This is a genomic window from Klebsiella sp. 10 (genome assembly GCF_018223925.1).
GTDB classification, from domain to species: Bacteria; Pseudomonadota; Gammaproteobacteria; order Enterobacterales; family Enterobacteriaceae; genus Klebsiella; species Klebsiella pneumoniae.
On the sequence record NZ_JAGRRB010000024.1, the window covers coordinates 1 to 21,654 of the forward strand.

Here is a 21,654-nt window from a genome sequence, read left to right on the forward strand (position 1 = left end):
GCGTCCCGCAGCTGGGCGACGGCGGCGCAGACATCGGTGACGCAGGGTTCGCCGGCGGGACAGGGCCAGAGAGTCATAGCAATCCCTTTCATCGCCAGGCTACGCTCCAGCCCGGCGGTCATTCCCGCCTGATGGAGAAAACTGTCAACCATGACAAACAGATGCCTAAGGCCCCGGGACTGCGCTTGCGGACCGCAGGCCGCCAGCGCGCCGACGCCGTGCAGCGTCACCGGCGGAACGTTGAAGCTTTTCATTTGCTGAAGATTCAGCGTATCAAAGGCATGGAACAGCGCCGTCTGCAGTTCAGCTTGCATACATCCCCTCCGCTTTTTCCCTCCCGCTGTTGGCGATTGCCAGCGGGGTCATAAACAGGCTGTGCTGCGGCAAATGCACCGGTAATGCCGGGAAGCGCTGACGAAACAGCTCATGCACGCCCGGCTGCATACAGGCGCCGCCTGCCAGCCACAAATCGACAATCCCTTGTCCGGCAATATGTCGGGCGACAATTTCGGCCATCTTCTCGTACACCGGCTTAACCACCGGCCAGATCTCCCTGGCGTGGCTGCGCTTGTACTGCTCCGCCTCCTCAAGCCCGATGCCGCGATTCCCGGCCAGAGTCAGGGAGATATGGTGGCCGCCGGTGGCTTCATCCGCCGAATACGTCACCCTGCCCTGTTTAACGATGGCGATCCCGGTGGTGCCGCCGCCGATATCCACCACCCCGGCGTTATCGAGCTGCAGCAGATCGGCCACCGCGGTAGGCTCATCCAGCACATGACTGATCTCCAGCCCGGCGGACTCCAGGACATTGATCGAAATGCGCGGATCGGTGCCGGGCGGAAACGAGGTCGCCGCATGGGTGAAGCGGCAGCCCAGCTGCTGCTCGAGAGTCGCAAGATGTCGGCGCACGAGGGTGACGGCGCCAAAGAAATCCCAGACGATGCCGTCGCGCACCACGTCGGCCCAGTCAAGGCATACCGCAACCGGCTGGCCGTCACGGTCAACCACCATCGACACCACGTCGCAGGTGCCCAAATCGATGCCCAGCCACAGCGGCGACTCGCTGGCGGCGGGCGCCTGGTTACACAGGGCAGCGGCTTTTTGTAGTCTCGGCGAAAGCCAGCGTTGTTCGTCGTGCGCCATGTTCATCCCTTATACGATTCGAAACGCATCCACCAGCACGCAGCGGCGCAGACGAACGAAGGTGCGCGCGCTGGTCACCCCTTCCCCGGTTGGGGTGGTGATGGTCATGGTGGTCCAGCCCTCGCCGCCCAACCCAAGCCCGGCGATGCACGGTCCATTTTTGACGAAGATGCTGGTGTCGATGGCATTCGCCATCTGGTTCATGTTGTCGATGTTGCGGGAGTGCATCGCCGCGGTGTGGTGGCAGCCGCCTTCCAGTTGCACCGCCAGGGCGATGGCCTCTTCAACGTTCGCCACCCGCACCACCGGCAGCATCGGCATCATCAGTTCAGTAACAGCAAACGGATGGCTGGCGGGCGTTTCCACAAACAGCAGGCGGGTTTGCGCCGGCACCTGCAGACCAATCGCCGCGGCGATTTTGCCCGCGTCGCGACCGACCCAGTCGCGGCTGACCGTGCCTTTGCCGCGCTCGTCAATATTTTTCAGCAGCAGCGGCTGGAGCTGTTCGGCCTGCGCCGTCGTGAGTTTCACCGCCTGCTGGCCTTCCATCAGGCGCATCAGTTCGTCGGCAACGCTATCGACCACGATCAGCACCTTCTCGTCGGCGCAGATAATGTTGTTATCAAAAGAGGCGCCTTTGACGATCGCCTGCGCGGCGCGCGGTAGATCGGCAGTCTCATCCACCACCACCGGCGGGTTGCCAGCCCCGGCGGCGATCAGGCGTTTGTTGGTATGTTTGCGCGCCGCCTCGACCACCGCTTCGCCGCCGGTCACCACCAGCAGGCCGATGCCAGGGTACTTAAACAGCCGCTGGGCGGTGTCGATATCCGGGTTCGCCACGGTCACCAGCAGGTTGGCCGGGCCGCCGGCGGCCACTACCGCCTGGTTAAGCAGGGTAATTGCCCTTTGCGAGACCTTTTTCGCCGCCGGATGGGGGGCGAAGACCACGCTGTTGCCGGCGGCTATCAGGCTAATGGCGTTGTTGATCACCGTCGCCGCCGGATTGGTGGACGGCGTCACCGAGGCCACCACGCCCCAGGGCGCATTTTCAATCAGCGTCAGGCCGTTATCGCCGGTGAGCACCTGCGGAGTCAGACACTCCACGCCCGGCGTGCCGCGCGCCTGCGCCACGTTTTTGGCAAACTTATCTTCAACGCGTCCCATGCCGGTCTCCGTCACCGCAAGCTCCGCCAGTTCACGGGCATACTTTTCACCCGCCTCACGAATGGCCTGAATCACCTGCTGACGCATCGCCACCCGCTTTAATCCCTGCTGGGCCACCGTTGCCGCCGCGACAGCGTCATCCAGTGAGGCAAAAACGCCCATATCATGAACGGTGCCGGCAGGCTGGCTGCTGTCTTTCATTTTCAGCAGTACCGCTTTCACTACCTGTTCAATGTCCTGTTGATTCATGATTTTTCACCCTACTTATGGAAGAGCACCTGACCATCGGCCGCAGCCTCATCCACGATACCAATCACGCACAGATCGACCGGAGAGGCGCCGTGTGCGTGCGCCTGTCGCGCCGAGCTGCCGCTGACCAGCAGTACCCACTCTCCGCATCCCGCGCCGATGCTGTCGATGGCGACCGCGCATTGCCCGTCGGGCTCGCCGCGGGCATTGAGCATCTCCACCATCAGCAGTTTGTCGTGGGCCAGACCTTCATGGCGTACGGTGCAGACCACATATCCGGTTACCACAGCCAGCTTCATGTCCGTCTCCGCGTGTGATGTGCAGGCCGGAAAAGCGCAACGCCATCCGGCATTCATGCCTTTTCATGGCCGGATAGCGACGCGCTGGCGTCTTATCCGGCCAGAACTTTCCGGCACCCCCTCCCCCGTTAGATGTTACTGTCGCCCTTGAAGCTAATCGGGAAGACCTCTTCCAGATCGCCATGCGGGCGCGGGATGACATGTACAGAGACCAGCTCACCGATACGCTGAGCCGCCGCCGCCCCGGCATCCGTCGCGGCTTTGCACGCCGCGACATCGCCGCGCACCATGGCGGTCACCAGGCCCCCGCCGATCTGTTTCACTCCCACCAGCTTGACGCGGGCCGCTTTGACCATGGCGTCGGAGGCCTCAATCAGTGCAACCAGGCCCCGGGTTTCAATCATTCCTAATGCTTCCATTGTGTTTTCCTCTCATAAGGGGTCCTGAAGGGGACCATTCATTCAACCAGCGTGGACGAGTCGGGGATCCGGCTTGCGTCCGTCTGGCGCGGTACCGACGCCACCAGCGCCAGTTCGATAATTTCCTCTACGCTACAGCCTCGCGAGAGGTCGTGAAGCGGGGCGGCCAGGCCCTGGATCAGCGGCCCGATGGCGCGATATCCGCCCAGCCGCTGGGCGATTTTGTAGCCGATGTTGCCCGCCTCCAGCGACGGGAAGACCAGCACATTGGCCCGGCCCTGCAGCGGGCTGCCGGGCGCTTTGTGCGCAGCGACGTCCGGTACAAAGGCGGCGTCAAACTGCAGCTCGCCATCGACCATCAGCTGCGGCGCCCGCTGACGCACGATCTCCGTGGCCTGCTGGACGTTAGCCACACAGGGATGCCGGGCGCTGCCGTGTGTCGAGAAGGACAGCATTGCCACCCGCGGCGCTTCGCCAGCGATCGCTCGCCAGGTCTCGGCGCTGGCAATCGCGATATCCGCCAGCTGCGCCGCGGTCGGCTGCGGCACCACGCTGCAGTCGGCAAACCCCAGCGGCTGTCCGGCATACTGCGGCAGCATCAGAAACAGCGAAGAGAGCGTTTTACATCCCGGCTGCAGGCCGATAAGGCGCAGACCAGCGCGCAGCACGCTGGCGGTTGACGAGAGATTTCCGGCGATACACACCTCGGCCTGCCCGGCGCTGACCATCGCCGCGGCGAACATCAGCGGGTCGGCCAGCTTGTCGACCGCGTCAGCGGGCGCTTTATCGCCGGCGCGCGCCTGCCAGGCGGCGGCAAACGCCTTGCGCATCGCCAGGTTGCTGTGCGGATCGATGACCTGCACCCCGGTCAGCGGCAGACGTTCGCCAAGGGCGAACTGCCGCAGCGCGAAGGGGCTGGCGACGAGGATCGGATGCGCCAGGCCCTGCTGCTGCAGATAATGCGCCGCCTTCAACACACGGACGTCCAGCGCATCCGGGAACACCACCCTGGCGGGGGCGCGCAGCGCCAGTTTGCGACACTGGTCAATGATCATCTTCACCTCCCAACTGCTGCAGTTGGCTGAGCGCCGGCGGCGCGTCCGTCACACCCAGGATCATCATCACGTAGACCGCGCTGGAGAGGCGGTTGAGCGCCTGTAGAATATCGGCACGCTGGACCGCAAATTGCGGCGTAATAAACACCTGCGCCGCGGTCACCTCCGCCTCGCGCACTTTGCCGCGCAGCAAATTAAGCAGCGCGACATCGCGCCCATGGCGGGCCTCCGGCACCAGGTGATCGTGACCCAGGTAACGCAGCGGCTGATGGGACAGACGATGCAGCTGCGCCTCGCTGAATCCGGCTATCGACTGCGCCGCCAGCGGTTCCTCCAGCGCATCGGCGCGCATGATGTTGCCCAGCCGCGAACGGATATCCGTCAGCCACGGCTGCCAGGGCTCCGCCAGTTCAATTTGCAGCCACACCGTCAGGGCGATGGTGCTGTCCAGCACCGCGCGGAAGGCCAGCCGCGGATCGTTTTTCGCCACCAGGGTATCGGCCGTCAGATGAGTTAAGGTGTCCGGCTTTTTGCCCACCGGCTGGTGACAAAGCTCGCAGCAGGCCTGGGGCGGATGGTCGCTGCTGGTCAGGACATGCACCGGCTGCGGCGTCTGTTCGTCATCCTCGACAAACAGGCGCCCCTGGCGGTCGAGAAATTTGACCCGCAGATGCCGACTTTCCAGCAGTTCCCTCGCCGAGGGCGTCAGGCGGGCATCGGCAGAAAGATGGATTTCACCGCCTTCGCTGAGCGTATGATTCGCTCTGAGCCACGCTTCGGTAATGAAATCGTTCATAGCGATTGCCAGTTTGCCGGCCAGGCGACGTACAGGAAGCGCACCGTCGACGGGGTACCGAATTCGATGCTGGAGCCTTTCGGGATGAACATGACGTCCCCCGCTTTGGCGACCAGCGTTTCCCCCTGATGGCGCACATGCAGCTCGCCCTCCAGCACCATATCGATTTCGTCGTAGTTCAGCGTCCACGGGAAGAAGGCGTTCTCCCACTGCATAAATCCGGCCGCCATGCTGCTGCCATCCTGGTCAGTCACCAGGTCCGTTAAGCCAACGCAGTGCGGCTGGGCGCCGTCGAAGCGGCCAAACTTCACGCTGCTGCCGTCGATCACTTTGATGCCGCCTTTGCCGGTCACGGAGTCAAATCCCGGCTGCATCGCCTCCTGCTCCAGGGACTGCTTCTCCTTCATCACCTTTTCCATCAGCTGCGCCACCAGGCTTTCGGTAAACTGGCCTTCCGGCAGCTGCGCCAGGATGGTTTCCCGGATCCGCTGGCTTTCCGTTTTGTCGCTGTCCGCCGCTGTCGCCGCCGGCGCGGCGCCATCGTCTTCGGTGATAGTGAATCCCAGCAGCTCGGCGACTTCGCGCGCTTCCGGGGTGATAATGCTGGCGCGCAGAACTACTGACATCGCCTGTTCGCCGCGCGCGTGGGCGGCACGAATATCGTTAGCGGTAATGAGTTTCTTCACCTGGCCCTTCCTCCTTTTGGCTGAGCTCACTCAAGTAATTTTCCAGCGGCGCAACGCTTTGCGGATCGCAACCGTTGAGGGCGAAAACCGGCGCCTGAAACCCCATCCCGTCCAGCAGCTGCCGCACCGCGGCGACATTGGCATCCGGCAGATCCGTTTTGCTGATCGCCACGATAAGGTGCTTTCGGCTGCCAATATCCAGCAACCCGGGTGGCAGGCGACTTTCGGTATCATTGGCCGCATGGACATAAATCAGGGTGTCCACATCCTGCAAGGTGGTAATTAAGGCGTGATACCAGCGCGGATGGCTGAAATATTCCCCGGGTGTATCGATGTCGCCACGATCGTTAAATTCCAGCGCCTGCGTTTTTCTGGCGAGGGAATAATTCCCTTGCAGGGCATTAAATAACGTGGTTTTTCCTGCACCGACGGCGCCGACAATGGCAATACGCTTCATGGTCGCTCTCAATTAACTTTTCGTTAATTCGCACAAGGTATAATTTAATAAGCGGCCTAATCCGCCGATGGTCTGCAGAAGCGCCTCCTCCACCGCGCCGACCGAGCCGTAGATCACCAGCGCGCCGCTAAACCGGTCGAGAAAACCGATGTGCACGTCGGCGGCCTTCATCGCCAGATCGCCGGCGATCATCGCCGTTTCTCCCGGCGTCAGCGTCATAATGCCGATCGCGCCGGATTCGGGTACGCCGATCTTTTTCGCCAGCTCCGCTCCCGGGTGGGCAATCAGATGCGCCAGCGTGACCTGTTTGCCTGGTACGAATTCCTGAATAATGCGTTCTTTATCCATGACTGATTGCCCCCTGAAATCTGTCCTCATGGTGACGACATTTCAGCGCGGCAAATAACAAATTTCGGCAAGTGGGGTTAAAAGGTGAAGTGGATCACTCAGGAGAGAAAATAATATTGCGGTGGAATTAAAAAGGCAGGCTCAGCGTTTTTTACTCACCGGCCTGCCTGATATTGCGCGCGGAAACGGATCCGCGCGTTAACGGGGGAAATAGAAAATCACAGCGGTTCGGTTTGCGCTTCAACAACCGCCAGCGCCACCATATTAACGATCCGACGTACGGAGGCGATCGGCGTCAGGATATGCACCGGCTTCGCCACCCCCATCAGCACCGGCCCGACGGTCACCCCTTCCGAACTGGAGACGCGCAGCAGGTTATAGCTGATCCGGGCGGCTTCCATATTCGGCATCACCAGAATATTGGCCGCCCCCTTCAGCGGGCTGTCCGGCATGCGATCGTTGCGGATGCTTTCCACCAGCGCGGCGTCGCCATGCATTTCGCCATCGATCATCAGCTCCGGGGCGCGGGCCTTCACCAGCTCCAGGGTTTTACGCATTTTGCTGGCTGACGGACAGTCGGCAGAGCCAAAGTTGGAGTGCGACAGCAACGCCACGCGCGGTTCAATACCAAAGCGTCGCACGCTTTCCGCCGCCATCAGGGTGATCTCCGCCAGCTCTTCCGGCGACGGATCGTGATTGACATAGGTATCGGCGATAAAGGTGTTGCCGCTCGGCAGCAGCAGCGCATTCATCGCCCCGGCGGTGCTGACGCCGTCGCGATAGCCAAACAGCGGCTGCACCACGCGGTAGTGATCGTGGTACTCGCCAATAGTCCCGCAGATCATCGCATCCGCTTCACCGCGATGAACCATGATGGCGCCAATCACCGTGGTGTTACTAATCACCGCCCGCTGCGCCTGCTCCTGGGTAATGCCGCGGCGCTTCATCAGCTGGTAGTACTCGCTCCAGTACTCTTTAAACCGCGGGTCGGATTCATTATTGACGATCTCAAAGTCAACGCCGGCCTTGATCTGCAGGCCCAGCTTCTGGATGCGCATTTCAATCACGCTCGGGCGCCCCACCAGAATCGGTTTGGCCAGTCCCAGAGACACCAGCTCCTGGGTGGCGTGCAGCACCCGGGTCTCCTCCCCTTCCGCCAGCACCACGCGCTTCGGCTCTTTGCGCGCCTGAGAGAAGATAGGCTTCATAAACAGGTTGGTTTTATAGACGAACTCGCTCAGCTTCTCGATATAGGCGTCAAAATCGGCGATCGGGCGCGTCGCCACACCGGAATCCATCGCCGCCTTCGCCACCGCGGGGGCGATCTTGACGATCAGCCGCGGGTCGAATGGTTTCGGAATGATGTACTCCGGACCAAAGCTTAAATCCTGATCGCCGTAGGCGGAGGCCACCACTTCGCTCTGCTCGGCATGGGCCAGCTCGGCAATCGCATGCACCGCCGCCAGCTTCATCTCTTCGTTGATCGCCGTCGCGCCGACGTCCAGCGCGCCGCGGAAGATGAACGGGAAGCAAAGTACGTTGTTGACCTGGTTAGGGTAGTCGGAGCGGCCGGTACAGATGATGGCGTCATCGCGGACCTGCTTCGCCAGCGGCGGCAGAATTTCCGGCTCCGGGTTGGCCAGGGCGAGGATCAGCGGCGCCCGCGCCATCTTCTTCACCATCTCCTGAGTCAGCACTTTCGGACCGGAGCAGCCGAGGAAAATGTCGGCGCCGTCGATCACGTCATCGAGGGTGCGTTTGCCGTCGTCTTCCACTGCATAGGCCGCTTTGGTTTCCGCCATGTTCGGCTCACGGTCTTTATAGATAACGCCTTTCGAATCGCAGACCACGATGTTGTGCTTTTGCATCCCCAGCGCCACCAGCAGATTCATACAGGCGATCGCCGCCGCGCCCGCGCCGGAGACCACCATCCGCACGTCGGACAGATTCTTCTCGACGACGCGCAGACCATTGAGGATCGCCGCGGTGCTGATGATCGCCGTGCCGTGCTGATCGTCATGGAAGACCGGGATATTCATCCGCTCGCGCAGCTGCTGCTCGATGTAGAAACACTCCGGCGCTTTAATATCTTCCAGGTTGATACCGCCGAAGGTTGGTTCGAGGGCGGCGACGACGTTAATGAATTTGTCCGGATCCAGCTCATCGACTTCGATATCAAACACATCGATACCGGCAAATTTCTTAAACAGGACGCCTTTGCCCTCCATTACCGGCTTACCGGCCAGCGCGCCGATGTTGCCGAGCCCCAGCACCGCGGTGCCGTTGGAGACGACCGCCACCAGGTTGCCACGGGCAGTGTATTTGTAGGCGGCCAGCGGATCTTTTTCGATTTCCAGGCAGGGGGCTGCGACGCCCGGCGAGTAGGCCAGCGCCAGATCGCGCTGGGTGGCGAGAGGTTTGGTCGGCGAGACCTGGATTTTTCCGGGAACCGGAAATTCGTGGAAGTCGAGGGCGCTCTGTTTTAACTGCTCATCCATTTTCTATTCCTTTCTTTCACGTATCGTTCGTAGGGGAAAAGCGTGATGACCATCCTGTCGTTCACCTTTCAGTGGCAGACAGTATCCCTCCTGGCGGGGCGATAAACTTTGAACACCGCCAAACTCTGGCCATCGTTATGATTTTGTTGTTATCAATTTATAGCGGTTATGTTACCCGGAATCGCCGCCAATAATAGCCCTGTCTGCTATGCTTTTTGGTTATGTACCTCATCAATGTTTATACCGTATACCGGCAAGCACTCATGTAACACCTTGTTCCAGGAGGACTTATCCATGAATCAGTTAGACAGCATCAAGCAGTTCACCACGGTGGTCGCCGACAGCGGAGACATCGAATCCATCCGCCACTACCATCCGGAAGACGCCACCACCAACCCCTCTCTGCTGCTGAAGGCCGCCGGCCTGGCGTCCTATAGCGGCCTCATCGACGACGCTATCGCCTGGGCCAAAAAACAGGGTGGCGGCCGCGAAGCGCAGGTGGCTCACGCCTGCGATAAGCTGGCGGTCAATTTTGGCGCGGAGATCCTCAAAAGCATTCCCGGGCGGGTCTCCACCGAGGTGGACGCCCGGCTCTCCTTCAACCGCGAGAAAAGTATCGAGAAGGCTCGCCACCTGGTGGCGCTGTATCAGGAGATGGGCATTGATAAGTCGCGGATCCTGATCAAGCTGGCATCCACCTGGGAGGGGATCCGCGCCGCGGAGGTGCTGGAGAAAGAGGGGATCCACTGCAACCTGACGCTGCTGTTTTCCTTCGCCCAGGCCCGGGCCTGCGCCGAGGCCGGGGTTTATCTCATCTCCCCGTTCGTTGGGCGTATTTATGACTGGTATCAGGCGCGCAAACCGCTGGAGCCTTACGTGGTGGAGGAAGATCCGGGGGTGAAATCGGTGCGCAATATCTATGACTATTTCAAACAGCATAAATACAACACCATCGTGATGGGCGCCAGCTTCCGCCGCACCGAGCAGATCCTGGCGCTGGTCGGCTGCGACCGGTTGACCATCGCCCCGCCTTTATTAAAAGAGCTGCAGGCCAGCGATACCCCGGTGGTGCGCAAATTGATCCCTGCCAGCCAGATCCTGCCGCGTCCGGTGCCGCTCAGTGAAGCGGAGTTCCGCTGGGAACATAATCAGGATCCGATGGCGGTCGAAAAGCTAGCGGAGGGGATCCGCCTGTTCGCCGTCGATCAGCGCAAACTGGAAGATCTGCTTGCCGCCAAACTGTCACTTTAGTCTCACGGAGAAAAATATGTCCCGAAGAGAGCTTGCCAACGCCATCCGCGCCCTGAGTATGGACGCCGTGCAGAAAGCCAACTCCGGCCATCCCGGTGCGCCGATGGGGATGGCTGATATTGCCGAAGTGCTGTGGAACGATTTTCTCAAGCACAATCCGCAGAACCCTGACTGGGTAGACCGAGACCGTTTCATCTTGTCCAACGGCCACGCGTCGATGCTGCTCTACAGTCTGCTGCACCTGACCGGCTACGATCTGCCGCTGTTTGAACTGAAGCAGTTCCGTCAGCTGCACTCTAAAACGCCCGGCCACCCGGAGCATGGCTATACCCCTGGGGTGGAAACCACCACCGGCCCGCTGGGCCAGGGGCTGGCGAACGCCGTCGGGATGGCCATCGCCGAACGGACGCTGGCGGCGCAGTTTAATCGCCCCGGCCATGAGATCATTGACCATCACACCTGGGTGTTCATGGGCGATGGCTGTTTGATGGAGGGGATCTCCCATGAGGCCTGTTCGCTGGCCGGCACGCTCGGACTGGGCAAGCTGATCGGTTTTTACGATCACAACGGCATCTCCATCGACGGCAAAACCGAAGGCTGGTTTTCCGATGATACGGCGGAACGCTTCCGCGCCTATCACTGGCACGTCATAGGCGATATCGACGGCCACGATCCGCAGGCTATCAAACAGGCGATAACGGAAGCGCAGGCGGTGAAAGATAAACCGTCACTGATTATCTGCCGGACCATCATCGGCTTCGGTTCGCCCAACAAAGCCGGCTCAGAGGAGTCTCACGGGGCGGCGCTTGGCGAAAAAGAGGTAGCGCTAGCCCGCCAGCAGCTTGGCTGGAAATATCCTCCGTTCGAGATCCCGAAAGAGATCTACGCGGGCTGGGATGCGCGTCCGCGCGGGGAAAAAGCGGAGCACGCCTGGAACGAGAAATTCGCCGCCTACCAGCAGCAGTTCCCGGAGCTGGCCGCTGAGCTGACCCGACGTATGAATGGCGCCCTGCCGGAAGACTTTGCCGCGACCGCCCGCGACTACGTGGCGAAACTGCAGGCCGAGCCGGCGAAAATCGCCAGCCGCAAGGCTTCGCAAAACGCGCTGAACGCCTACGGCCCGCACCTTCCGGAACTGCTGGGCGGTTCTGCGGATCTTGCGCCGAGTAACCTGACCATCTGGTCTGGATCGACATCGATTAAAGAAGATCCTGCGGGCAATTATATCCACTACGGGGTGCGCGAGTTTGGCATGACCGCGGTGGCCAACGGCATTGCCCTGCACGGGGGCTTTATTCCTTATACCTCGACCTTCCTGATGTTTGTGGAGTACGCCCGCAACGCCGCGCGCATGGCGGCCCTGATGAAGGCCCGGCAGATCATGGTCTATACCCATGACTCGATCGGTCTTGGGGAAGACGGGCCGACGCACCAGGCGGTGGAACAGCTGGCCAGTCTGCGGCTGACGCCCAACTTCAGCACCTGGCGCCCCTGCGACCAGGTGGAGACCGCCGTCGCCTGGCAGGCGGCTATCGCGCGACAGAGCGGGCCGACGGCGCTGATCCTGTCGCGACAAAACCTGGCGCAGATGCCGCGTACCCCGGAACAGGTGCAGGATATCGCCCGGGGTGGCTACGTGCTGAAGGATGCCGGCGGCAAGCCCGACCTGATCCTCATCGCCACCGGCTCGGAAGTGGAGATCACCGTCCTGGCCGCGGAAAAACTGTTGGCCAAAGGGGTAAATGTGCGGGTCGTCTCGCTCCCTTCCACTGATGTGTTTGACGCCCAGGATGAGGCCTGGCGCGAATCGGTGCTGCCGTCGGACGTCAGCGCCCGGGTGGCGGTCGAAGCCGGGATAGCGGACTACTGGTATAAATATGTCGGCTTAAAAGGCAAGATCGTCGGCATGACCGGCTATGGCGAATCCGCCCCGGCAGAGCAGTTGTTCCCGTTCTTTGGCTTTACGGTCGACCATATCGTCGCCACCGCCGAACAGGTGCTTAACGGGTGATCCACAGCGTGGGCCAGGCATCTGGCCCCTGCCAGTTGTCGCACGTCGGCTGCTGCGCGTAGCGGGAGAGGCTGAACCGCTGGCCGTCAAAACGCCAGCGGGTTTGGATCCCGCAATCGCCGGCCCCGCGGCCTTTATCCAGGGTCACCAGCTCATGGCGGCGGTCATCATAGCTGGCGTTGATCAGCTCAATCTCCCGCGGCGCCTCGCCCGGCGGCTGAAATGGCAACGTTAGCCGCACCTGACGGGCGACATAGGGGCGCTGGCGGGAGACCAGCCAGGCCAGCCAGACGGTGTTGTAGGCGCCGGATTCGCAGCTGGTCATCAGCAGCACTTTGTCATCCGTCAGCGCAGTAACGCGAATTTCACGGCGGAAGGGATCGAGGGAACAGTGGCTGTTGGTCATCCGCTCATTACCGTAGTCCATCAGATCGTTGAGCTCCTCACGCCCCAGCGGCGACTGCGCCGTTTCCGCGCTCGCCACCGCGCGCAGCGCCGGCGCCGGCGGTACGCTGAGCGGCGGCTCTTCCCCTTTGCCGACCCAGGCCGTTTCGCTACCTACCCGCTTTTGCCGATCGTCGATAAAAAACAGAGCCGCTTTCAACCCCTGCAGGGAGATGGTCTGCAGGCCATTGGCCAGCGAGAGCGCTTTACCCTCCTGAACCTGCTGGAGAAACGCATCGATCGTCACGCTGTCGGCGGTTTTAATGAGCTTATCTTCAATGTGCCAGCGCTTGTCGGTCAGGGACAGCGGTTTACCATCCAGCAGCAGGCGCGGCGCTATCGGCGCGAGCGTCGCCACTGGATTGCCGGTGCCGCCCAGCTCGATACGCAGACTGGCGTCAGTGACTGCCCCAGCGCTGCGGCTGAGGGTCATCACCAGGCCATGATGCAGCCCCACGTTACGGGTGACGCAGAAATTTTGGTTGTTACAGGTGACCAGCCAGTCGTTGAAGCGCTGCTGCGTCGGTGCCGACCATGCCTGCGAGCAAGGCAGCACCGCCAGAAAAAGGAAAAAGATGACGCGAAAAAGCATGAACCGCCCGACCCCAGATAAACCCGACCACGGCGCCTATCCTGGACAACGGCAGCGGGTTACTCAATCGGATTTGTCAGAGTTCCCCGACATCAGGCCGGAGGTTTGCAGATATTGCAGCAGAATGACCGCCTTACCGTCGCGGATCTCCCCGTCAGCGACCATCTGCAGCGCCTGGCTAAAAGGCAGCTCCAGCACCTCGATGGCTTCATCATCCACCCCGCCGCCGCTGGTGGTTCGCTGCGCGTCGCTGTACTCGGCGATAAAGAAATGCACTACCTCGGTGACGCCCCCTGGCGACATAAACAGCTCAAACAGCTTTCTCACCTCGCCCACTTCGTAGCCGGTCTCTTCCACCGCCTCTTTACGAATGCAGGCTTCCGGCTCGTCGTTGTCCAGCAGCCCGGCGCAGGTTTCAATCAGCATGCCGTCATGATTGCCATTGACCCAGGTGGCGACACGGAACTGACGCACCAGGACCACCGTCTGCTTATGGCGGTTATACAGCAGCACGGTGGCGCCATTGCCGCGATCGTAGACCTCGCGCTTGTGGCGCACGACGCTGCCGTCCGCCCGCGTCAGCTCATAGGTCATGTTGCGTAGTACGAACCAGTTCTCAGAGAGGATTTTATCTTTAATGACGTGAATATTGAGTGACATACCGACCCCACAGCGTAAAAGGACGCCCTCATACTACGCTGCGGAGCCGGGTTTGTCGTCAGTGAAGCGGCGTCGTTTTCCGCGCCAGATAGTCCAGGATCCCCTGCGCCGCGTGACGGCCTTCCGCCATCGCCGTCACTACAAGGTCTGCGCCGCGCACGGCATCGCCGCCGGCAAAGATCTTCTCCTGACTGGTCTGATAACGGTAACGGCTCTCCACTCCGGCTTTAATACGCCCCTGGCTGTCCAGCGCCACCCCCGCCGCCTCCAGCCAGGGCATGCGGTGCGGGTGGAAGCCAAAGGCCATGATCACCGCATCTGCCGGCATAACAAACTCGCTGCCGGGGATCGGCGTCGGACGGCGTCTTCCCCCGGCGTCCGGAGCGCCCAGCTCGGTGCGCAAAAAGCGAACCCCGTTAACTCGCCCTTTCTCGTCCAGCTCAAGCGTCACCGGCTGGACGTTAAACTCAAAGAGCGCCCCCTCTTCGCGGGCGTTTTTGACCTCTTTTTTCGAGCCCGGCATGTTGGCTTCATCTCGCCGATAGGCGCAGGTCACCTGGCGGGCGCCGTGGCGCAGCGCGGTGCGCACGCAGTCCATCGCCGTATCGCCGCCGCCCAGCACCACCACGTTCAGCCCGGCGGTGTTGACATAAGGCTCTTGCGCCGATGCCGCCAGCCCCATCACCTGTTTTGTGTTGGCGATGAGGAACGGCAGCGCATCGTAGACCCCGGGGGCCTCTTCGTTCGGCAGCCCCGCCTTCATGGAGCGATAGGTTCCGGCGCCGACGAACACTGCGTCATAATCGGCCAGTAGTGTCGCCATGGAGATATCTTTCCCCACCTCGCAATTGAGCTCAAAGCGGATACCCATCTCGCTGAAGATCGCCCGCCGCCGGGCCAATAGCGATTTATCCAGCTTGAACGCCGGAATGCCGAAGGTCAGCAGACCGCCAATCTCCGGATGACGGTCGAAGACCACCGGCTGGACGCCGTGGCGCACCAGCATATCGGCGCAGGCCAGCCCGGCCGGCCCGGCGCCGATAATCGCCACCCGCTTGCCGCTCGGCTTAACCTGCGAAAGGTCCGGACGCCAGCCGCTGGCCAGCGCCTGGTCGGAAATATAGCGCTCAATATTGCCGATGGTGACTGCCCCGCTTTCATCGCGCAGGGTGCAGGCGCCTTCACACAGCCGGTCCTGGGGACAGACGCGGCCGGTGATCTCCGGCAGGCAGTTGGTCTGATGGGAAAGCGCGACCGCGGCGGCGATATTCCCCGCTTTAACCAGCTCGATCCACTGCGGGATATGGTTATGCAGCGGGCAGGTCCATTCGCAAATACTGTGCTCCCCACACGTGAGACAGCGGGCGGCCTGCTGCTGCGCCTGCTGCGGGGTGAACGGCTGATAGATCTCCTCAAAGTGGCTCTTACGCACCTCCGCCGCCAGCTTATCCGGCTCCCCGCGCGGGGGCGTCATCGCCATTTGCCTGACCTTCGCGCCAGCATTGGGCTTGCTGCAGAGCGGCGTAGCGCGCTGCCACGGCTGTACCTCCTGGCATGCCGAGCGCAGTCGCCGCTGCTTCGCCAGGGTGATCAACGTCTCATCGTCGGCGAGGGTCAGCGCCTGCGCGGGACAGTTTTCCACACAGGCCGGCCCCGCCTCGCGGCCCTGGCATAGATCGCACTTGTGCGCGCTGGCTTTCACCAGGCCTGCGGCCTGCGGCGTCACCACCACCTGCATCACCCCGAACGGGCAGGCCACCATGCAGGATTTACAGCCAATGCATTTCTCCTGACGGACCTGAACGCTGTCGCCGGACTGGGCGATGGCGTCGTTGGGACAACTGCGGACGCAGGGGGCGTCCTCGCAGTGGCGGCAGGTGATGGCGTTACGCTGGCCCTCCGCTTTGATCACGGTGATACGTGGCAAAAAGCGCTGCGGGGTCAGCACGTGTTGCTCCTCGTTATGCGCCATCACGCAGGCCACTTCGCAGGCCTGGCAGCCGATGCACTTTCGGCTATCGCTCAAAATAAAGTGGTTCATGGCTTCCTTTTGTCTTCTTGGTGAATAACCCCTCAATGCGCATGCCTATTTATTACCCGACAAGATGACGCCGGAACAATGTCCAATTGCCCAGGATAAACTTTTTCTGGAGAGAATCCGTTTTGGATCAATTTTTTTGACTTAAATGAAATGAGGTTTCACACCGGCAAGGGATAATGCGCCGGTCTGCGGTGACGAAGCAGACTCGCTACCTGCTGGCAGGAAAGCTCGAGGTTTCTTTACGATACGGCAAAAGCAACATGATAAATTACACTATCTCCTTAATTTCTCCACGATTGCCGGAGAGGCTGGCGCTAAAGTGGCACAGGCTGTGCAATAACAAGAAAATGTGCATATGAGGTTTTTATTCTGATGGCGAATTTCTTTATCGATCGCCCCATTTTTGCATGGGTGCTGGCAATCCTGTTATGCCTGACGGGCACCCTGGCCATTTTGTCGCTGCCGGTTGAACAGTATCCCGACCTCGCCCCGCCGAATGTGCGGATCACCGCAAACTATCCCGGCGCCTCCGCGCAAACCCTGGAGAATACCGTCACTCAGGTTATCGAACAGAATATGACCGGCCTCGATAACCTGATGTATATGTCCTCCCAGAGCAGCGCCACCGGCCAGGCGACGATCACCCTCAGCTTTACCGCCGGTACCGACCCGGATGAAGCCGTGCAGCAGGTTCAGAACCAGCTACAGTCGGCGATGCGTAAGCTGCCGCAGGCGGTGCAAAACCAGGGGGTGACGGTGCGCAAGACCGGTGATACCAATATCCTGACGCTCGCCTTCGTCTCCACTGACGGCAGTATGGATAAACAAGATATCGCCGACTACGTCGCCAGTAACATCCAGGACCCGCTCAGCCGCGTCAACGGCGTGGGGGATATCGACGCCTACGGTTCGCAATACTCAATGCGCATCTGGCTCGACCCGGCGAAGCTCAACAGCTACCAGATGACCACCAAGGATGTTACCGACGCCATCAGTTCGCAGAACGCCCAGATTGCCGTCGGCCAGCTTGGCGGGACGCCTTCGGTCGATAAGCAAGCGCTGAACGCCACCATCAACTCGCAATCTCTGCTGCAAACCCCGGAGCAGTTCCGCAATATCACTCTGCGCGTCAATCAGGATGGTTCAGAGGTGACGCTGGGCGATGTCGCCACCGTCGAGATGGGGGCGGAGAAGTACGACTATCTTAGCCGCTACAACCGCCAGCCGGCCTCAGGCCTCGGGATCAAGCTGGCTTCCGGCGCCAACGAAATGGCCACCGCGGAGCGCGTGATCAATCGCCTCAATGAGCTGGCGCAGTTTTTCCCCCACGGTCTGGAATATAAGGTCGCCTACGAGACCACCTCCTTCGTGAAGGCTTCCATCACCGACGTGGTGAAAACCCTGCTGGAGGCGATCCTGCTGGTCTTCCTCGTGATGTATCTGTTCCTGCAGAACTTCCGCGCCACCCTGATCCCGACCATCGCCGTGCCGGTGGTGCTGATGGGCACTTTCGCGGTGCTGTATGCCTGTGGCTACAGCATCAACACCCTGACGATGTTCGCGATGGTGTTGGCGATCGGCCTGCTGGTGGATGACGCCATCGTGGTGGTGGAGAACGTCGAGCGCATCATGAGCGAGGAGGGCCTGTCGCCACGCGAGGCGACCCGCAAATCGATGGGACAAATTCAGGGCGCGCTGGTGGGGATCGCGATGGTGCTGTCGGCGGTATTTGTGCCGATGGCCTTCTTCGGCGGCACCACCGGCGCCATCTATCGCCAGTTCTCAATCACTATCGTCGCGGCGATGGTCCTCTCGGTGCTGGTGGCCATGATCCTCACCCCTGCCCTTTGCGCCACGCTGCTTAAGCCGGTTAAGCCAGGTGAATCCCATGAAAGAAAAGGCTTCTTCGGCTGGTTCAACCGCACCTTCAACCGCAGCGCCAGCCGCTACGAAACCTTCGTCGGCAAAATACTGCACCGCTCGCTGCGCTGGATGCTGATCTACGTCCTCCTGCTCGGCGGGATGGTGTTCCTGTTTCTGCATTTGCCGACCTCGTTCCTGCCGCTGGAGGATCGCGGGATGTTCACCACCTCGGTCCAGTTGCCGAGCGGCAGCACCCAGCAGCAGACGCTGAAGGTGGTGCAGAAGGCGGAAGATTACTTCCTCAATAACGAGAAGCAGAACGTCGAGTCGGTGTTCGCTACCGTTGGCTCCGGCCCCGGCGGCAATGGGCAGAACGTGGCCCGTATGTTCGTTCGTCTCAAAGACTGGGACCAGCGCGACCCGCAAACCGGCACCTCCTTTGCCATTATTGAACGCGCCACCAAAGCGTTTAATCAGATTAACGAAGCGCGGGTTATCGCCAGCAGCCCGCCGGCGATCAGCGGCCTCGGCAGTTCGGCAGGCTTCGATATGGAGCTGGAGGATCATGCCGGGAAGGGGCACGATGCGCTGATGGCGGCGCGCGATACGCTACTTGAGCTGGCCGGGAAAAATCCGCTGTTGACCCGCGTCCGGCATAACGGGCTCGATGACAGTCCGCAGCTGCAGGTCGATATCGATCAGCGTAAAGCGCAGGCGCTTGGCGTCTCCATTGACGACATCAATGATACGCTGCAAACCGCGTGGGGGTCGAGCTACGTCAACGACTTTATGGATCGCGGCCGGGTAAAGAAAGTCTACGTCCAGGCGGCGGCGAAATACCGGATGCTGCCTGACGATATCAATCTTTGGTACGTGCGCAATAGCAGCGGCACGATGGTGCCATTCTCGGCCTTCGCCACCTCGCGCTGGGAGACCGGCTCGCCGCGGCTGGAGCGCTACAATGGCTACTCAGCGGTGGAGATCGTCGGTGAGGCGGCGCCGGGTATCAGTACCGGTACCGCGATGGACATGATGGAGAAGCTGGCCGCGCAGTTACCCACCGGCTTTGGCCTCGAATGGACCGCCATGTCCTACCAGGAACGCCTCTCTGGCGCTCAGGCGCCGGCCCTGTACGCGATTTCTCTGCTGGTGGTGTTCCTGTGCCTGGCGGCGCTGTACGAGAGCTGGTCGGTGCCGTTCTCGGTGATGCTGGTGGTGCCGCTGGGGGTGATTGGCGCCCTGCTGGCGACCTGGATGCGCGGGCTGGAGAATGACGTGTACTTCCAGGTGGGTCTGTTGACGGTGATCGGCCTGTCGGCGAAAAACGCCATTCTGATCGTCGAGTTCGCCAATGAGCTCAACGAGAAGGGCCAGGATCTGCTCAGCGCCACGCTGTCGGCTTGCCGTCAGCGCCTGCGCCCCATCCTGATGACCTCGCTGGCGTTCATCTTCGGCGTGCTGCCGATGGCGACCAGCACCGGCGCCGGTTCCGGCAGCCAGCATGCGGTCGGCACCGGAGTGATGGGCGGGATGATCTCCGCCACCGTGCTGGCGATCTTTTTCGTGCCGCTGTTCTTTGTGCTGGTGCGTCGCCGTTTTCCGCTAAAGGAGCGTCCGCAATAAACCGACGAGCTTCGGCGGCGAGGCGTAATAACAGAAAAGGCGACCACGGTGGTCGCCTTCTTTATGTGTTCAGAACCCTAGCGCGCTTATTTACTTCGCGTTATTCCCCTGCTCACATTGCGGAAATTTATTTACGAAGCATGCCTTCAATAAAGTCTTTCCAGTTCCCCAGTTCATGTTCAATCATAATAGCCTCTCTTATTATTATGGTCGATTCTATATAACTTCATTACCGATGGGAAGTTGTGCTCCCCTATTGCTCTGATTGTCTTATTGACCGCTGACAGAGATAAAACCTCTGGTTGTCGCTACTATGCCGCTTCGTATGTAAACATAATGTGACGTAGAGCAACCTCAGACAACATTTTTGCAATAATGTTAAAGCCCTCACATCATGCCCACAGGTGGCCAACATTTAACCACCCGATATATCGAATGAGATCCCCGGTAAAAAGTTATATTTATTCATCTGAATCACGTATTATTTCAGTAAGACTTATATATTCGGAAATATCTGAGTTAACCGCTTAATTGAATGTAAAAGGTTTATCTATGCTCACCATGTACGGAATTAAAAACTGCGATACCATTAAAAAAGCCCGCCGCTGGCTGGAAGCGCATCAGATTGAGTATCGCTTCCATGATTACCGCGCCGATGGCCTTGAGCGCGCGCAACTGGATACCTTTATTGCCGAGCTGGGCTGGCAGGCGCTGCTGAACACCCGTGGCACCACCTGGCGCAAACTCGACGAGTCGCTGCGCAATAGCATCGATAATGCCGACGCCGCTGCCGCATTGATGCTGGAAATGCCGGCAATTATCAAACGCCCATTGCTCTGCGCGCCCGGTCGTCCTATGCTGCTGGGTTTTAGTGAAGCAAGTTATCAGCAGTTTAACGAGGTATAGTCTATGTCTTGCCCGGTCATTGAGCTGGCTCAGCAGCTTATTCGCCGCCCTTCCCTTAGCCCCGATGATGCGGGATGCCAGGCGTTAATGATTGAACGCCTGCGTGCGATCGGCTTTACCGTTGAACCGATGGATTTCGGCGATACGCAGAATTTCTGGGCCTGGCGCGGCCACGGCGAGACGCTGGCCTTCGCCGGCCACACCGACGTAGTCCCGGCAGGCGACGCCGACCGCTGGATCAATCCCCCGTTCGAACCGACCATCCGCGACGGGATGCTGTTTGGCCGCGGAGCGGCGGATATGAAAGGCTCGCTGGCGGCGATGGTGGTTGCCGCAGAGCGTTTTGTCGCGCAGTACCCGAACCACAGGGGCCGACTGGCGTTTTTGATCACCTCTGATGAAGAGGCCAGCGCCAAAAACGGCACCGTCAAAGTGGTGGAGACGCTGATGGCGCGTAACGAGCGTCTGGACTATTGTCTGGTCGGCGAACCTTCCAGTACCGAAGTGGTCGGCGATGTGGTGAAAAACGGCCGCCGCGGCTCGCTGACCTGCAACCTGACTATTCACGGCGTGCAGGGGCATGTCGCCTATCCGCACCTTGCCGATAACCCTGTCCACCGCGCGGCGCCGATGCTGGCGGAACTGGTCAATATCGAGTGGGATAAAGGCAATGAGTTCTTCCCGCCGACCAGCATGCAGATCGCCAACGTGCAGTCCGGCACCGGCAGCAATAACGTGATCCCCGGCGATATGTTCGTCCAGTTCAACTTCCGCTTCAGTACGGAGCTGACGGACGAGATGATCAAATCCCGGGTGATCGCCCTGCTGGAAAAATACCAGCTGCGTTACAGCGTGGAGTGGTGGCTCTCCGGCCAGCCGTTCCTCACCGGACGGGGCAAGCTGGTGGATGCGGTCGTCAACGCGATTGAGCACTATAATGAGATCAAACCGCAGCTGTTAACCAACGGCGGCACCTCAGACGGACGGTTTATCGCGCGCATGGGGGCGCAGGTGGTTGAGCTGGGCCCCGTAAACGCAACGATTCACAAAATTAATGAATGTGTGAACGCCGCCGACCTGCAGCTGCTGGCGCGGATGTATCAACGCGTCATGGAACAGCTGGTCGCCTGACGAATTGACGTAAAGAGG

Annotated in this window: 20 protein-coding genes; 5 read left to right on the top strand and 15 right to left on the bottom strand. The window is 60.5% G+C overall.

The window, feature by feature from the left end; translation table 11 throughout:
• The 11 genes from KHQ26_RS23570 to maeB all read right to left on the bottom strand — a co-directional run.
• Positions 1 to 314, bottom strand: a 314-nt coding sequence (locus KHQ26_RS23570) for an iron-containing alcohol dehydrogenase (protein ID WP_211777969.1), incomplete at its 3' end; no start/stop codon positions are given.
• Positions 304 to 1,143, bottom strand: a complete 840-nt coding sequence (eutJ, locus tag KHQ26_RS23575) for an ethanolamine utilization protein EutJ (RefSeq protein ID WP_004174895.1) — start codon at positions 1,141 to 1,143, stop codon at positions 304 to 306. The genes eutJ and KHQ26_RS23570, both read right to left, overlap by 11 nt.
• A 9-nt stretch (positions 1,144 to 1,152) precedes the next feature.
• The gene (locus KHQ26_RS23580; RefSeq protein WP_004174893.1) at positions 1,153 to 2,556 is read right to left on the bottom strand and encodes an aldehyde dehydrogenase family protein; all 1,404 of its coding nucleotides are present in this window, start codon (positions 2,554 to 2,556) and stop codon (positions 1,153 to 1,155) included.
• Between the two features lie 11 nt (positions 2,557 to 2,567).
• Positions 2,568 to 2,855: an ethanolamine utilization microcompartment protein EutN gene (eutN, locus tag KHQ26_RS23585; protein ID WP_002913719.1), complete on the bottom strand. Its 288-nt coding sequence runs from the start codon at positions 2,853 to 2,855 to the stop codon at positions 2,568 to 2,570.
• 128 nt (positions 2,856 to 2,983) lie between these two features.
• Positions 2,984 to 3,274: an ethanolamine utilization microcompartment protein EutM gene (gene eutM, locus KHQ26_RS23590; protein ID WP_000387720.1), complete on the bottom strand. Its 291-nt coding sequence runs from the start codon at positions 3,272 to 3,274 to the stop codon at positions 2,984 to 2,986.
• 38 nt (positions 3,275 to 3,312) lie between these two features.
• Complete coding sequence (pta, locus tag KHQ26_RS23595; RefSeq protein WP_004149263.1) at positions 3,313 to 4,329, bottom strand: phosphate acetyltransferase; 1,017 nt, start codon at positions 4,327 to 4,329, stop codon at positions 3,313 to 3,315.
• Positions 4,319 to 5,125, bottom strand: a complete 807-nt coding sequence (gene eutT / locus KHQ26_RS23600; protein WP_004174890.1) for an ethanolamine utilization cob(I)yrinic acid a,c-diamide adenosyltransferase EutT — start codon at positions 5,123 to 5,125, stop codon at positions 4,319 to 4,321. Before eutT ends, pta begins: the two co-directional genes overlap by 11 nt.
• The gene (eutQ, locus tag KHQ26_RS23605; protein WP_002913725.1) at positions 5,122 to 5,811 is read right to left on the bottom strand and encodes an ethanolamine utilization acetate kinase EutQ; all 690 of its coding nucleotides are present in this window, start codon (positions 5,809 to 5,811) and stop codon (positions 5,122 to 5,124) included. The genes eutT and eutQ overlap by 4 nt, the downstream gene beginning before the upstream one ends.
• Positions 5,789 to 6,268 (bottom strand): ethanolamine utilization acetate kinase EutP, encoded by a 480-nt coding sequence (eutP, locus tag KHQ26_RS23610; protein WP_002913727.1) that lies wholly within the window; start codon positions 6,266 to 6,268, stop codon positions 5,789 to 5,791. Before eutP ends, eutQ begins: the two co-directional genes overlap by 23 nt.
• Positions 6,269 to 6,280: 12 nt before the next feature.
• Positions 6,281 to 6,616: an ethanolamine utilization microcompartment protein EutS gene (gene eutS / locus KHQ26_RS23615; RefSeq protein ID WP_002913729.1), complete on the bottom strand. Its 336-nt coding sequence runs from the start codon at positions 6,614 to 6,616 to the stop codon at positions 6,281 to 6,283.
• A 218-nt stretch (positions 6,617 to 6,834) separates the two neighbouring features.
• Positions 6,835 to 9,114 carry an NADP-dependent oxaloacetate-decarboxylating malate dehydrogenase gene (maeB, locus tag KHQ26_RS23620; protein WP_002913731.1) on the bottom strand — a complete coding sequence of 760 codons (2,280 nt, stop codon included), beginning with the start codon at positions 9,112 to 9,114 and terminating at the stop codon, positions 6,835 to 6,837.
• Between the two features lie 294 nt (positions 9,115 to 9,408).
• Here maeB and tal point away from each other — a divergent pair, with 294 nt between their 5' ends.
• On the top strand, positions 9,409 to 10,365 hold the full coding sequence (gene tal / locus KHQ26_RS23625; protein ID WP_004174884.1) for a transaldolase: 957 nt from the start codon (positions 9,409 to 9,411) through the stop codon (positions 10,363 to 10,365).
• Between the two features lie 16 nt (positions 10,366 to 10,381).
• Positions 10,382 to 12,376, top strand: coding sequence for a transketolase (tkt, locus tag KHQ26_RS23630; protein WP_009309516.1), 1,995 nt, complete (start codon positions 10,382 to 10,384; stop codon positions 12,374 to 12,376).
• On the opposite strand, the gene KHQ26_RS23635 is transcribed toward tkt, so the two are convergent.
• The 3 genes from KHQ26_RS23635 to aegA form a co-directional block, all read right to left on the bottom strand.
• A complete protein-coding gene (locus KHQ26_RS23635) occupies positions 12,366 to 13,412 on the bottom strand; it encodes a DUF1176 domain-containing protein (RefSeq protein WP_004149270.1) in 1,047 nt (348 codons plus the stop codon). The two genes, tkt and KHQ26_RS23635, sit on opposite strands and share 11 nt — an antisense overlap.
• A gap of 63 nt (positions 13,413 to 13,475) precedes the next feature.
• Positions 13,476 to 14,072, bottom strand: coding sequence for a GDP-mannose pyrophosphatase NudK (gene nudK / locus KHQ26_RS23640; RefSeq protein ID WP_002913754.1), 597 nt, complete (start codon positions 14,070 to 14,072; stop codon positions 13,476 to 13,478).
• 58 nt (positions 14,073 to 14,130) lie between these two features.
• Entirely contained in the window at positions 14,131 to 16,113 is a 1,983-nt protein-coding gene (gene aegA / locus KHQ26_RS23645; protein WP_020803933.1) for a formate-dependent uric acid utilization protein AegA, read from the bottom strand.
• 372 nt (positions 16,114 to 16,485) lie between these two features.
• Here aegA and acrD point away from each other — a divergent pair, with 372 nt between their 5' ends.
• Positions 16,486 to 19,599 carry a multidrug efflux RND transporter permease AcrD gene (acrD, locus tag KHQ26_RS23650; RefSeq protein ID WP_004174879.1) on the top strand — a complete coding sequence of 1,038 codons (3,114 nt, stop codon included), beginning with the start codon at positions 16,486 to 16,488 and terminating at the stop codon, positions 19,597 to 19,599.
• A gap of 127 nt (positions 19,600 to 19,726) precedes the next feature.
• On the opposite strand, the gene ypfM is transcribed toward acrD, so the two are convergent.
• Positions 19,727 to 19,786, bottom strand: coding sequence for a protein YpfM (gene ypfM, locus KHQ26_RS23655; RefSeq protein WP_100181659.1), 60 nt, complete (start codon positions 19,784 to 19,786; stop codon positions 19,727 to 19,729).
• Between the two features lie 365 nt (positions 19,787 to 20,151).
• Between ypfM and KHQ26_RS23660 the strand changes: the two genes are divergently transcribed.
• Entirely contained in the window at positions 20,152 to 20,505 is a 354-nt protein-coding gene (locus KHQ26_RS23660) for an ArsC family reductase (RefSeq protein WP_002913764.1), read from the top strand.
• A 3-nt stretch (positions 20,506 to 20,508) separates the two neighbouring features.
• Entirely contained in the window at positions 20,509 to 21,636 is a 1,128-nt protein-coding gene (gene dapE / locus KHQ26_RS23665) for a succinyl-diaminopimelate desuccinylase (protein WP_002913766.1), read from the top strand.
• Positions 21,637 to 21,654 lie beyond the last annotated feature (18 nt).